General features: G+C 35.8%; 10 protein-coding genes and 1 other annotated feature. Of the genes, 7 read left to right on the top strand and 3 right to left on the bottom strand.

All coding sequences use genetic code 11. The features are described 5' to 3' along the window. Positions 1-61: 61 nt before the first annotated feature. On the top strand, positions 62-1,345 hold the full coding sequence (locus tag AMD00_RS08525; RefSeq protein WP_211258623.1) for a sensor histidine kinase: 1,284 nt from the start codon (positions 62-64) through the stop codon (positions 1,343-1,345). A gap of 37 nt (positions 1,346-1,382) precedes the next feature. After that, positions 1,383-3,689, top strand: coding sequence for a glycoside hydrolase (locus tag AMD00_RS08520; RefSeq protein WP_053416587.1), 2,307 nt, complete (start codon positions 1,383-1,385; stop codon positions 3,687-3,689). A 131-nt stretch (positions 3,690-3,820) separates the two neighbouring features. On the opposite strand, the gene AMD00_RS08515 is transcribed toward AMD00_RS08520, so the two are convergent. Together AMD00_RS08515 and AMD00_RS08510 are read right to left on the bottom strand one after the other, a co-directional pair. Further along, complete coding sequence (locus AMD00_RS08515) at positions 3,821-4,795, bottom strand: bile acid:sodium symporter family protein (RefSeq protein ID WP_053416586.1); 975 nt, start codon at positions 4,793-4,795, stop codon at positions 3,821-3,823. A 229-nt stretch (positions 4,796-5,024) separates the two neighbouring features. Further along, positions 5,025-6,410, bottom strand: a complete 1,386-nt coding sequence (locus AMD00_RS08510; protein WP_053416585.1) for an FAD-binding oxidoreductase — start codon at positions 6,408-6,410, stop codon at positions 5,025-5,027. A 305-nt stretch (positions 6,411-6,715) separates the two neighbouring features. On the opposite strand from AMD00_RS08510, the gene AMD00_RS08505 reads away from it, so the two are divergent. After that, positions 6,716-7,858, top strand: coding sequence for a C40 family peptidase (locus AMD00_RS08505; RefSeq protein ID WP_169786335.1), 1,143 nt, complete (start codon positions 6,716-6,718; stop codon positions 7,856-7,858). Positions 7,859-8,095: 237 nt separating this feature from the next. On the opposite strand, the gene sspI is transcribed toward AMD00_RS08505, so the two are convergent. Beyond that, the gene (gene sspI / locus AMD00_RS08500) at positions 8,096-8,302 is read right to left on the bottom strand and encodes a small acid-soluble spore protein SspI (RefSeq protein WP_053416583.1); all 207 of its coding nucleotides are present in this window, start codon (positions 8,300-8,302) and stop codon (positions 8,096-8,098) included. 136 nt (positions 8,303-8,438) lie between these two features. Between sspI and AMD00_RS08495 the strand changes: the two genes are divergently transcribed. The 4 genes from AMD00_RS08495 to pheT all read left to right on the top strand — a co-directional run bounded on the left by AMD00_RS08495 (position 8,439) and on the right by pheT (position 14,078). Next, on the top strand, positions 8,439-9,416 hold the full coding sequence (locus tag AMD00_RS08495) for a zinc-binding dehydrogenase (protein WP_053416582.1): 978 nt from the start codon (positions 8,439-8,441) through the stop codon (positions 9,414-9,416). A gap of 23 nt (positions 9,417-9,439) precedes the next feature. Beyond that, positions 9,440-10,210, top strand: a complete 771-nt coding sequence (locus tag AMD00_RS08490; RefSeq protein WP_053416581.1) for a TrmH family RNA methyltransferase — start codon at positions 9,440-9,442, stop codon at positions 10,208-10,210. Between the two features lie 63 nt (positions 10,211-10,273). Further along, positions 10,274-10,504: a binding site (T-box leader), on the top strand. A 118-nt stretch (positions 10,505-10,622) separates the two neighbouring features. Then, positions 10,623-11,660 carry a phenylalanine--tRNA ligase subunit alpha gene (gene pheS / locus AMD00_RS08485; RefSeq protein WP_038188362.1) on the top strand — a complete coding sequence of 346 codons (1,038 nt, stop codon included), beginning with the start codon at positions 10,623-10,625 and terminating at the stop codon, positions 11,658-11,660. 12 nt (positions 11,661-11,672) lie between these two features. Then, on the top strand, positions 11,673-14,078 hold the full coding sequence (gene pheT / locus AMD00_RS08480) for a phenylalanine--tRNA ligase subunit beta (protein WP_053416580.1): 2,406 nt from the start codon (positions 11,673-11,675) through the stop codon (positions 14,076-14,078). Positions 14,079-14,202 lie beyond the last annotated feature (124 nt).

The raw sequence follows: 14,202 nt of genomic DNA, 5'->3' as shown, positions 1-14,202 counted from the left end.
CATTGGTATATCATCAGTGGTAATTTGCATCTATATATTCACGATATTAGCAAATATATTTTTGGTAGACAGATATTACATTCTTGAACAAAGAAAGGTTTTGGATAAGGCGGCCAGCGATATACTCAACGAGCCTAAGGAAAACCTTTTAAATGATTTGAAAAAGATAGAAGAGAAATACGCTATTACTATTGTTTATTCAGAAGTAAGTGGAAGTTTGGATCAAATTAATGAAAGAATAATTATGGAGTTTGATAAGAAAAAAATAAAGCTAAACAAATTTTGGCTTACTGAACAGACGTTGGATAAGTTACAGGAAAAAAGCGTAAATAAGATATACGACCAAGGAGTAAGTAAATATAAAGTTTTGACTAAATTTATGAAAATAGATAATTATATAATCGCTATTGGATTACCGTTGCCGCATATGGAAGATACAATTTCCATAGTAAATAGATTTAATATTGTTTTGATGTCCATTTCTGTAATTTTAATTGTCTTTTTAGTAGTGATGATATCAAACAAAATCACAAGACCATTAGAATCTTTGAAAAATTTATCTCAAGATATAGCCAATTTAAATTTTAGGAAAGAAGAGATAGTGACAAATGATGAAGTAGGAGAACTAGCAAAAAGTATAAACATAATGAGTGGGAAATTAGAAAAAGCGCACGAAGAAATTAATAGTCAAAATAAGCGTTTGAAAGAACTAATGGCAGATATATCGCATGAGTTGAAAACACCACTATCATTAGTGAAAGTGTATGAACAAGGAATATCGGATGGTCTGGATGACGGTACTTACAGGGATACCATTGAAGAACAGATTGAAAAAATGAATGCTCTAATAGAGAAGCTATTGTTTTGGACAGCACTAGAGAATGGCACATTAAACAAATCTACTTTTGATATAGGTAAACGAATTATTGAAATGACAAAAAAGTATAAGCTAATCTTGCTGGAATACGATATTAATTTATCTTTAAGTATTGATACGAGCAAAGAATATTTGATTCAAGCTGAAAAAGAAGGAATGGATATTGTACTCGATAATTTAATTACGAATGCTATTAAATATTCCTATGACAAGAATATTGAAATTACTTTAATGAAAGAAAGTAATGCCGTGAAGCTTATGATTGCTAACGGGATAGGTGAAATGAATGAAAATGACTTAGAAAATATTTGGAGACCCTTCTATGTACTAGAAAAATCAAGAAGTAAGGAGCTTTCAGGAACAGGATTGGGTTTACCTATTATCAAGACCATTTTGGATAATCACAATGTGGATTATGGATTTGAATTAAAAAATAATAAGTTAGAGTTTTTTGTCACATTCGTGTAACAAGCCCAAGTTAGTCTAAGACTAGGAGGTGCGAGACATGAAAAAAATAATATCTATCATGTTAATTGTAGTCTTTGCTACTAGTGTTCTTACAGGATGTGTTGGCAAAGAAAAAAGGCCTAACAAAGAGGTCTATACGCAAAAGGATAATTTAGATTTTAACTTTAATGTAGATCCGGAAACCTTTAAGCTTGAGGTGGAATCCAATGGAACTAAGGAAAAGGCATCAGAACCATTGGAGAAAATGAAAGTTTCAAATTTAATAGATGATAAAGATAACATTAGCTGGACCTATGCAGAACAGGGGCTTGATATTGATATCGAAAAGAAAGATAAGTATGTAGATGTAACCATCAAATCTAGTAAAAATGAAGAAAATACGTTTTCTTGGCCGAAAGTGAAAGGTAATGGATACCTACTCCCATTATATCAAGGGAAGTACATTCCAAGTGATGATTCAGTTTGGAAAGACTATCTAAATGAAGAAAAAATGAAAGTGATTGAGTCTTTCTCCATGCAGTTTTTTGCGGTTGATAAAGATGAATATTCGTTAGTATATATTATTAAAAATCCCTACAATAATGAAATTGCTTTTGATACAAAGAAAAATATAGAGTTTACTTTTAATCATGAGTTTCCGTCTATCAATAAACAGAAAGAATATGGTTTTAGAATATATTTAACGAAAAAAGATCCAGTACATGTTGCCAAAACTTATAAAAATTATTTGATTGAGCAAGGTAACTTTAAATCATTAAAGGAAAAGGCTGAAGAAAATAAGAATATTGAAAAACTATATGGTGCTCCTCATGTTTATTATTGGGACAGAACTGTAATTTCTGAAGAAAATATACAATGGCCAGGATTGAGAAGTAGTTTCCCTGAAAAGCTAAAATTATGGATTCAGGAATTATTAACTACTAAAGTTGAAGATGGGACAGAGCTTGCAGCTGCGTATGATGATTTAAATGCTTACGATTACGTAGACAAATATACTAAAAATAGAATAGTAAAAAGCTTAAGTGCTGTTATGCAACTAAAAGAATTTTATAATCCGGAAGTATTTACTAAAGAGGATAAAGAAATTCAAAAGCTAATAAATAAGAAAATAGACAAATTAAATCCAGTAGAATTGATTGAACTTAATAAAAGATTATTAAAAAGCGAGCTTGGAAACGTATTGGACCCAATAGAAAAGTGGGCAGATGCAAATACTGTAGATGTCATAAAGGATATGAAGCATTCAGGGTTAGCAAATTTGTGGATAGGTTTAGACGACTGGCAAGAAGGTTTTATTAAACCAGAGTTAGTAAAAGAAGTAGAAAATCAGGGGTATTTAATCGGTACTTACGATTCGTATCATTCAATCCATGAACCGGGTAAAGAACAGTGGGATACGGCTAAGTTTAAGGACACTTCACTTTTTGAAAATGCAACCGTCACTAAAAAAGATGGAAGTAAAATTGAAGGATTCCAAGGTGTAGGTAGAAAGTTGAATCCGACATTAGCGATGCCGAGTGTGAAAGAAAGAGTATCGTCAATCTTAAATACAGGTTTACCATTTAACTCATGGTTTTTAGATACAGACGGTACAGGAGAAATCTTTGATGACTACTCACCAGAACATACTACTACTGAAGCAGAAGATGTTCAAGCTCGAATTAAGAGAATGGAGTATCTACAAAAAGAATGGGGAATGGTAGTCGGAACTGAGGGCGGTAATGATTTTGCCAACAAAACGATTGCTTTTGCACATGGAATAGAAACTCCCTCATTTTCATGGATGGATGAGGATATGAGCAAAAATAAAGAAAGTAATTATTATGTAGGAAGATACTATTCAAGTACAGGCGGAGTTCCGGAGCTATTTTCTAAACAAATACCTGTAAAGGATAAGTATAAGAACCTATTTTTGGATTCAAATTACACTATTCCGTTATATAAATTAGTTTACAATGATTCTGTAATCACGACTTATTGGTGGGGATGGGGAACTCTAAAAATTGCAGATGAAATTGAAAATAGAATGCTGTATGAAATACTTTACAACGTACCACCTCTTTATCACATTGATAAATACGAGTGGGAAAAGTACAAAACAACAATAATAAATCATTCAAAAGTGTGGTCAAATTTCAGCAAAAAAGCAATAAAGGAAGAAATGACAGATTATAAAATTCTTTCAGATGACAGATTAGTTCAAATGACTGAATATGGTAAAGATTTAAGTGTAGTAGCAAATTTCTCTGAAGATGAATTTACTGTTCAAGGCGAGAAAATACCTGGGAAATCAGTGTTAATCGTTGATGGGAATAGTAAAACCATTTATACACCAAAGAAGTAATCGTAAAATAGATCTATTGTAACTAATCGTTTTAAGATAAAGACTATTCTTGCTAAAAAATAGTTAATCCCCACCTGGAAAATAAACAGGTGGGGATTATTTTGATTTCAGACAAGAAGACTTATCTCATTTTATGCTTTTTGTGTAATAGTTGAAGTAGCCTTCTCAACCTCAACATTATCTACAGGACGTTTTGACCAATACGTTGCAAGGATAGGTCCGGAGATATTATGCCATACAGCTCCAAATGTACTTGGTAAAGCAGCAAGTGGACCAAAGTGTGCTGCGGCAAGTGCTACACCTAATCCAGAGTTTTGCATACCTACTTCAATAGAAATAGCGCGTTGATCTTGTAAAGAAAGGCCACATAATTTTCCTGCATAGTAACCTAATAATAAGCCTGCTCCATTGTGTAAAAATACAGCAAAGAATACTAACAAACCAGCAGAAGCAATTTTATCTTGGTTTCCTGAAACTACGGCAGATACTATAATAATGATAGCGAAAACGGAAATTAATGGCACAATTGATATGCTTTTATCAACGACAGTTGGCAAGAACTTACGAACAAGTATACCAAGGGCGATTGGAACGATAATAACTTGGATAATAGACATAAACATAGATTTCGCATCTACAGGCATCCATTGACCAGCTAATAACAATAATAATAATGGTGTCAAAATAGGTGCAAGTAATGTAGATACAGAAGTCATTGTAATAGATAGGGGCACGTTTCCTTTTGCTAAATACACCATAACATTAGAAGCAGTACCACCGGGAACAGAACCTAGTAATACAAGACCCGCAGCTAATTCTGAAGGTAATTGCAAAATATACGCGATTGCAAGTGCTGTTAAAGGCATAATCGTAAACTGAGCGATTATGCCGATCAACACAGGCAATGGCTTTGTAAGAACCAATTTAAAATCACTAGCTTTCAGTGTAAGTCCCATCCCAAACATAACGACTCCAAGTAATATCGTAATATATTGACCTAATCCTAAAAAAGGTGTAGGTGCTAAATAAGCTATTACAGCAATAAGCATTACCCACACAGCAAAGTATTTTCCGATAAATGCGCTAAATGTTTCAAGAGCTTTCATTTGTACAACATCCCTTTCCTTATCTCGATGATAAATTTCCAAAATAGGATAAATATAATTATTAAAATTAAGAGTCTCACTGTAATAATTTAAATATAAATATTATTCTGAAAATTTATAATAATATTTTTATTATAAAGGTGATTAAGTATATTACAAGAGAATTTTGAAAAACTAGTAAAAACCCCGCTCCTAATATTAATAGAAGCGGGGTATCGCATTTTAATACTTATTCTTCTATTCGAATAATCTTTCCTGGATTCAAAATGTTCTTTGGATCAAGTGAGATTTTAATAGCTTTCATGACATTATATGATTCGCCATGCTCTTTAGCTTGGTATTTTTGTTTCCCGATTCCAACCCCGTGTTCTCCAGTACAAGTACCGTTACGATCTAATGCAAATTGTACGATAGCCTCATTAAAAGCATCAGCTCTTTTAACTTCCTCTGCATCTTTCATATCAATCATAACTATAGCGTGGAAATTACCATCGCCGACATGGCCTAATACTCCACCAGGAAGATTAGCTGCATTAAGTTGCTCACGTGCAAAATGAACAGCATCTGCTAAGTCTGAAATGGCTACACAAACATCTGTTACCATCTGTTTTTTACCAGGGTGACCATGTGTATAAGCATAAGCTAAGTTGTGACGAGCATCCCATAGTTTTGTACGAGCAGTATTATCAGTTTCGAACTGTACTTCTACACAACCATGATCCTCCATAATTTCACGTGTAAATATTACATCTTGAGCTAAACCTGCTTCATTACCATGGAATTCGATAAATAGAGTTGGTTTTTCAGGATAATCCGTGTCGCTGTAATGATTTACTTGGCGGATAGATTCTTCGTCGACTAATTCAACTCGAGCAATCGGAATACCGACTTGTAAAACAGAAGTAACAGCAGCAATGGCATCTTCAACTGTAGGGAAGACAGCGCGAGCAGCAGTTTCAAATTCAGGAATCCCGTAAACCTTTAATGTAAGTTCCGTGAAGCAACCAAGAGTACCCTCAGAACCGACAAATAAACCATTTAAATGATAACCAGAAGATGATTTTGCAGCTAAATTACCAGTGTGGATGATTTTACCATCTGCTAAAACAACTTCTAAGTCACGTACTTGGTCGCGCATTACGCCATATCGTACAGCAGTTGTACCACTAGCATTTGTAGCAGCCATACCACCTAAAGTAGCGTCGGCACCAGGATCAACAGAGAAAAAGAGGCCGTGTTTTTTTAGTTCTTTATTTAACTGCATTCTTGTCACACCAGGTTGTACTTTTACGAGTAAATCGTCTTGTCGAACTTCTAAAATTTTATCCATTAAAGAAAAGTCAATTGTAATGCCGTTTTCATAAGGAATAACATGGCCTTCTAAGCTAGAACCTCTTCCAAAAGGTACTACAGGAACTACTAGCTCGTTTGCGAGTTTCATAATTTCACTTACTTGTTCTTTCGTTTTAGGGAAAACAACGATGTCTGGAAGGGAAGCCACATGATATGATTCGTCTTGACCGTGAAGCTCTCTCACTGTCTCGTTAACAGAAACTTGATCTCCATCTAGGAATTGTTTTAAAGCTTCTACAATGCTATCAACTGCTACTGTCATTTCAATTCGCCTCACTTTATAATTTTTGAACAATCCGAAATGTGATTATTTTCGGATAATTAATAATGTAATAGAATTTATTATAATATGGTCACGATATTACGCAAGACAAAAAATGGATAGGGCTATTCTAATTGAATAGTAGTTTGAAATAGCTGAATTTCATAAACTGAAGATTACAATTATGTTACAGTACATGTCGAAATATTGTTTTTTATATTACAGAAGTATAGACTGGAAAATAGTCAAGTTAAAAAACATAGCAAAAAAACCATAATATTACATAGAAAAGTAGATGATAATTAATGAAGAAGATATTCAAAAATATGTTAGCAATAACCGTTTTAGTGGCTGCTCTATTACAAGTATCACCTTCTTATGCTAGTCCTTCAAATGACTCGGCTCCAACAAAAGCCGAACAAAAAGCCTTAAAGCTTGAACAAAAAATTCAAAAGATTGATAACAGCATTATTGAAGCGATGGACAAGGTTGATCGACTAAACAAGAAAATTAAAAACTCAAACGAGAAGATTACTCAAACAAAAAAAGACATTAAACAAACGCAAACAGAATATGAATTCCGTAAAACATTATATGAAGAACGATTAAGAGATATCCAAGGTGAAAGCAAGAGTGCATTTATGTTATATGCAGATGTCTTACTATCATCTGATGGTATGTCGGATTTCATCGACCGTACAACAGCAGTAACTCAAATTTTAAATAGTGATCAATCATTAATGACAGAGCTAAATGAAAAAGAAGATAAGCTAATCACTTCAAAAACATCTCTTGATAAAATTAATAAAGAATTGAAAAAAGATAAAAAAGATATAGCTAAAGAAATGAAGCAAATCAAAAAAGATAAAAAGAAAATTGTATCTAAACTAAAAGCAACTAAAAAAACAATAAAAGAAGAAAAAGCTGCTAAAAAAGCTGCAAAGGCTGCTCAAAAACGTGCAGAGAAAGCAGTAAGAGAAGCAGTAAAAACAGCATCGAATGACGATGAAAAATCAGTGAGTTTATCACCAGTAGTAAATATCACAAAAACATCAAACAAAAATGATGTTCTAAATTTAACAAATCAAAAACCTTCAGGCGGAGATGCATCTGGTCTAATTGGTTATGCGAAGAATTTCCTTGGCGTACCGTATGTATGGGGTGGTACTTCACCATCAGGATTTGATTGTTCAGGTTTAATGCAATATGTTTACCGTTCTGAAGGCATTAGTCTTCCGAGAACGTCTAGTCAACAACAAAATGCAGGTACTCGTATTTCACCAAATGATGTCCAACCTGGTGACTTAGTGTTCTTCGGTAGCCCTGCGTACCACGTTGGTATGTATATCGGAAATGGCCAATGGTTACATGCGCCACAAACTGGTGATGTAGTGAAAATCGCATCTTACAATCCATCTAGTTTTTCGAGTGCAGCACGCGTAAGATAATTAAAAATGAAATAGACAATTATTCTATTCTTAAACATACAAATAATGTGTAACAAGCTGAACTAAGTGATTTTATTAGTTCAGCTTTTTTATTTATAGATAAGGTTAGGATTGTTGGGATTTCATTTACTAGGAAAAGTTAAGGGTAAAGATTAGTATTAACTAAGTAGGAATAGCATTGTCATTAAAATGAAAAACTGCCCAAGCGAAGTTAAAATCGTTTGGACAGTTTTTTTATTAGGCCATAGCTTTGGCTAAATCTTGCATAAAGTTTTGTCGTTTTTGTTGATCTGCATGGTTCCACCATGCCTCTAGAAAGACGCCAAGTCCAGGGAGTAAATGCTCCTCACCGCGTTTAATTGCATCTTCAACAACATTCTCCAGTTCGTCGGCGCTTTGACCTTGAACATTAGCTTTAACGGCTTGTCGTATTTGAAAATTCATACTTCATCCCTCCTATTTTCATTTTTGCCGTTAGGCTCGATAGTTATACATTCATTTGTTAAAATTAGAATGGTTGATATTATTTACTATTGGGAATTTTGAGAAAAAATATTACATACTAAGGGGTTGTTTTATCATGAGAGCATTTGTTTTTGAAAAAGGATCTTTTAAAGTAACTGAATTACCTAAACCAGAAGCTGGCACTTTAGAAGCAGTCGTTGCGATTAAAGCTGCAGGGTTAAATCGTCGAGATTTGTATACGCCTGGACGTCTAGGAAATGATAGTGAGTCGCTTATATTAGGTTCTGATGCAGCCGGTGTTATAGAGGCAATAGGTGAGGGTGTGACAGATTGGCAAGTAGGAGATGAAGTCATTATTAACCCTTCATTGCGTTGGTATGAAAATTCTGATGTCCCTCCTGCTGATTTTGATATTTTAAGCTTCCCTGACAACGGAACATTCGCGGAGAAAATTGCTATTTCAGTCGAACAACTTGAGCGGAAGCCAGCACATCTTTCATTTGAAGAGGCTTCTGTAATTGGTATTTCGCCTTTAACAGGTTATCGTGCCTTATTTACAAAAGGGCAAATAGAAGCGGGCCAAACAATATTTATCCCAGGAGCAGGTAGCGGTGTTGCAACATTTTTAATCCAAATGGCTAAAAATGTTGGAGCTAGAGTCATAGTCTCATCTCGTAGTGAAGAGAAACGAAATGCAGCGCTTGAAATCGGTGCTGATGTTGCGATTGATACGCATGCTGACTGGGTAGAATTATTAAAAGAGGAACAAATCGATGTTGTTATTGAAAGTGTTGGACGTGCTACTTTTAATCGCTCTTTGGATGTTTTAAAAAAGGGTGGTAAAATAGTATTGTTCGGTGCAACAACAGAAGAAGTTGTCGATTTTGACTTACGAAAATTTTTCTATGGACAATATACATTGTATGGGACTACAATGGGAAGTCGCGAGGAATTCCGTGCATGCCTTGAGCATTTAGCGGAATTTAACACGCATCCAGTGATGGACCGAACTTTCTCATTAGATGAAGCGGAACAAGCGCTTGAATATTTAAAAGAAAATCATCAGTTTGGCAAAATAACTATAACGATTTAAAAACTAAAGGCGGTATACATTTTATGAAAAGAATAGAATCACCACAAAATTCACTAGTGAAGTATTGGAAAAAGCTAGTGACAACTAGAAAAGAACGTGAACGCTCTGGCGAATTTATCGTTGAAGGTTTCCATTTAGTTGAAGAAGCAATTAAAAACAATGGTGAGGTACTAACAGTTATCGTCCGTGAAGGTGTGGACATTCCACATACATGGAATATGGATGACATTTTTGTTGTAGAAGTAACACAAGCAATTGCAAAAGAATTGTCTGAAACGGAGCACCCTCAAGGGATCTTCGCACAATGTAAACAACGTGAGGTAACAGAGGAAGAACAAGCTGGCTGGACAAAATTATTATTAATTGATGCAGTTCAAGATCCGGGCAATGTGGGTACAATGATTCGCACGGCAGATGCAGCTGGTATTGATGCGGTTATTCTTGGTAAAGGCTCAGCTGATGCTTTCAATCCAAAAACAGTACGCTCTGCCCAAGGCTCGCATTTCCATATTCCTGTTGTAAAAGGGGAACTTGGAGACTGGATTGATAAGTTACAAGACAGATTAATTCCAGTTATCGGGACAGCTCTTGATAATGCAGTAGTCTATTCGGAAGTAAAAAAAGGCGATAAATTTGCACTTATTATGGGCAATGAAGGCAATGGTATTCACCCAGACTTACTTGCAAAAACAGATGCCAATGTTATCATTCCGATTTTAGGGCAAGCTGAATCTTTAAATGTAGCAGTAGCTTCTGGTATTTTGTTATATAACTTCGCAGTTTCAGCAAAGTAACCTTGAAGAAAACAATTTAGTTGCGTATAATGTTTATTATTGCATACAATAATTAAAAATAATTTAAATGCTTCGATCGGAAAAAGTATATGTTTCTACACTTTTTAGGGAGTGCTCGCCAAAGACTGCAAGCGTGCATAAAGTTGTGTTACATGGAAGTTCACTCCGTTAGCAGCCACCGGGACCAGCAATTGCTGTAAAGGTAGGCCGGTTTAGAGCCGTTATGTCAATGAAGTGATTGTACTTAAGTACAATAACTAGGGTGGTACCGCGAACTATGTCCTCGTCCCTTTTTAGGGGGCGAGTTTTTTTGTGCAGATTTTTTACAGACTACATGAAAAGAAGGTTTGCGTGTTTAGTAAAAACAATCTGTTTTTACTATTCGATATTGGAAGGAGGAATTTAAATGGCAATGGAAGAACAATTAAATCAGCTAAAGGAAGAAGCATTAGCGAAAATTGCAGCGGCATCGAACTCTAAAGAGTTGAATGATGTGCGTGTTGCTTATTTAGGTAAAAAAGGTCCGATCACGGATTTATTAAAAGGGATGGGTAAACTTCCTGCAGAGGAACGTCCTAAAATGGGTGCTTTAGTAAACGTTGTACGTCAAGAAGTGACTGAGGTGCTTGAAGCACGTGCTCAATTACTAGAGGAAAAAGCAGTTCAGGAACAACTTGAAAAAGAGTCAATTGACGTGACTTTACCAGGACGTCCTATAAAAGTTGGTAGTAAACATCCGCTAACAAAGGTTGTTGAAGAAATCGAAGACTTATTCATCAGCATGGGATATGAAATTGCGGAAGGACCAGAAGTTGAAAAAGACTATTATAACTTCGAAGCATTAAACCTACCAAAAGGTCACCCTGCTCGTGACATGCAAGATACATTCTATATTTCTGAAGAGATTTTACTTCGTACACAGACTTCTCCAGTACAAGCTCGTACTATGGAAGAAAAACAAGGTGCTTCTGTGAAAATTATCTGTCCGGGTAAAGTATTCCGTCGTGACAATGATGATGCTACACATTCGCATCAGTTCAATCAAATTGAAGGACTTGTAATTAGCGAGAACATTACAATGAGCGATTTAAAAGGTACTTTGGATCTTTTTGCGAAAAAAATGTTTGGCCAAGAACGTGAAATTCGTTTACGCCCAAGTTTCTTCCCATTCACTGAGCCTTCAGTAGAAATGGATATCTCTTGTTTCAAATGTGGTGGATCTGGCTGTAGTTTATGTAAACAAACAGGTTGGATTGAAATTTTAGGTGCCGGTATGGTACATCCAAACGTTCTTGAGATGGCTGGATACGATCCTAAAAAAGTTTCAGGCTTCGCATTTGGTATGGGGCAAGAACGTATTGCAATGTTGAAATATGGGGTGGACGATATCCGTCATTTCTATACAAATGACATCCGATTCTTATCACAATTCCACCGCACAGAAGAGTAAGGAGGGGTAAACATGCTAGTATCGTTAAAATGGTTAGAACAATATGTTGATTTACAAGGCCTAGAGCCAGCAGTTTTAGCAGAAAAAATTACACGTTCTGGGATTGAAGTGGACGGCGTTGCAAACCTAGCTGAAGGTATGAAAAAGCTAATGGTTGGCGAAGTGAAAGAAAAAGTAAAACACCCAGAAGCGGATAAATTAAATATTTGCCAAGTAGATTTTGGTGAAGAAGAATTATCACAAATCGTATGTGGTGCTCCGAACGTAGCAGTTGGCCAAAAAGTGATCGTTGCTCGACCAGGCGCACATTTACCAGGTGGAAAAATCAAAAAAGCCAAACTTCGTGGTGAAGTATCGAACGGTATGATTTGTTCATTACAAGAGCTTGGTATCGAAGGTAAATTAGTACCAAAAGCTTATAGTGAGGGTATTTTCGTATTACCTGCAGAAACACCAGTAGGGGCAGATCCACTTGAAGTGCTTGGCCTGTATGACACAGTGCTTGAACTTGGTTTAACGCCAAATCGTTCAGATGCTATGAGTATGTTAGGTGTTGCATATGAAGTAGGAGCAATCCTTTCTGAGGATGTTAAGTTACCGGAACTAGATTATACAGAATCAACTGAAAAAGCTTCTGATTATTTAAAACTTCGTGTAGATGCACCAGTTGAAAACCCTATGTACGTAGCAAAAGTTGTGAAAAACGTTAAAGTCGCTGAATCTCCATTATGGTTGCAACAGCGTTTAATGGCGGCTGGCGTACGTCCGCATAACAATGTTGTCGATGTTACTAACTACATCTTAATGGAATATGGTCAACCGCTTCACGCATTTGACTATGACCGTTTAGGAACAGGGGAAATCGTAGTTCGTTTAGCGAATGAAGGCGAAAAAATAACGACTCTTGATGATAAAGAACGTACATTAAATGCAAATAATCTTGTTATTACTAATGGTAAAGAGCCAGTAGCTGTAGCTGGAGTTATGGGCGGATTAAACTCAGAAGTGCATGATGGGACAACGACTGTTGTTATTGAATCAGCATACTTTGAAGGTTTATCAGTACGCTACACATCAAAAGACTTAGGTTTACGTAGTGATGCAAGTGCCCGTTTTGAAAAAGGTCTTGATCCGAACCGTGTTATACCTGCAGCTGAACGTGCAGCAAAATTATTAGCAGAACTAGCTGGTGGGGAAGTATTAGCTGGCTCAGTCATGTTTGATGAATTAGATAAAACACCTTCAAAAGTAATCGTTTCTCCTGACTTTATCAATGCTCGTCTTGGTATGAAAATTTCTTTAGATGATATGGAGTCAATTTTAAAACGATTAAAATTTGATGTTGAAACTGCGAATGGCATGCTCTATGTTGATGCACCAACTCGCCGTCAAGATATTAAAATTGAGGAAGATATCGTCGAAGAAATTGCAAGAATTTATGGCTACGATGAAATTCCAACAACACTTCCTGTAAGTGAAACAACACCTGGTGGCTTAACACCTTATCAAGCAAAACGTCGTATTGTACGTGCTTATTTAGAAGGTGCAGGTCTTCACCAAGCGATTACTTACTCATTAACATCTGATGCACTTTCACAAAAATTCGCATTAGAAACAGCGCCTGTTACAAAACTGTTAATGCCAATGAGTGAAGAACGAAGCACATTACGTCAAAGCTTAATCCCACATTTAGTGGAAGCAGCGTCTTATAATGTCGCACGTCAAGCAGACGTAGTAGCACTTTATGAAGTAGATTCTGTATTCTTAGGTTTAACTGAAGAAAATCTTCCACATGAAGAAGAACATGTAGCTGCAGTTATCACAGGTAAATGGTTAGATCATGCTTGGCAAGGTGAACATAAACAAGTTGATTTCTTCGTATTAAAAGGAATCGTTGAGGGTCTATTTGATCGCCTAGGTTTAGCAGATGCAGTAACATTTGAACGCGCTACTGTAGATGGTTTACACCCAGGACGTACGGCTAACGTATTATTAAATGGCAACCGTATTGGTTTAATCGCGCAATTGCACCCAACTGAACAAAAAGCAAATGGCTTAAAAGAAACATACGTAATGGAAATGAACTTAGCAGCTATTTTAGAAGCGTCTACTGAAGCACTAGTTTACGTTCCAGTTCCACGTTTCCCTACAATGTCTCGTGATATCGCTTTAGTTGTTGATAGAAGCGTAGCGGCAGCGGATCTTGAAACAATTATCCGTCAAGCAGGTGGCACATTATTGAAAGATGTTCGTGTCTTCGATTTATATGAAGGAGACAAAATGGAAGAAGGTAAAAAATCAGTTGCCTTCTCACTACAATACTTCGAACCTGAGCGTACTTTAACAGATGAAGAAGTAGTAGCAGCACATAACGAAGTGTTAAAAGCATTAGCAGAAGCAAATGCACAAATTCGTTAATAAATAGATTTTCATACTAAATACCTGACCAGACGTTATGTCTTGGTTAGGTATTTTTTTTATTATCCTTTTCATGGAAGAAGTTATCTGTTATATTTATTGTATAACAAAGAAGAGGTGAACA

It is taken from the genome of Viridibacillus arvi (assembly GCF_001274945.1).
In the GTDB taxonomy this organism is placed as follows: domain Bacteria; phylum Bacillota; class Bacilli; order Bacillales_A; family Planococcaceae; genus Viridibacillus; species Viridibacillus arvi.
The sequence above is the reverse complement of the archived record's forward strand: the minus strand, read 5'-3'. Positions and strand labels throughout refer to the sequence as shown.